Here is a 232-nt window from a genome sequence, read left to right on the forward strand (position 1 = left end):
GTGGAAGCCTTTCATGTGTTTAGCGTAGCTACCAAATGCTTCGGCAACTTGAACCGCTAATTCACGGGTTGGTGCTAACACTAAAATCTGTGGGGCATTGATTTTCATGTCGATTTTGTTTAGTAAAGGCAGGGCAAACGCACCTGTTTTGCCGGTACCGGTTTGTGCTTGACCGATAATATCTTTACCAGCCATAAGCGGGTCGATACTCGCCGCTTGAATTGGCGTTGGG

Annotated in this window: 1 protein-coding gene; it reads right to left on the reverse strand. The window is 47.4% G+C overall.

Annotated elements, in window-relative coordinates; genetic code table 11:
- Positions 1-232: DEAD/DEAH box helicase (locus AAEZ06_RS28360; protein WP_350617544.1), on the reverse strand; the 232-nt coding region annotated here is incomplete at both ends.

Origin of the sequence: Pseudomonas sp. HY7a-MNA-CIBAN-0227, from assembly GCF_040310325.1 — a bacterium.
Lineage (GTDB): Bacteria > Pseudomonadota > Gammaproteobacteria > Pseudomonadales > Pseudomonadaceae > Aquipseudomonas.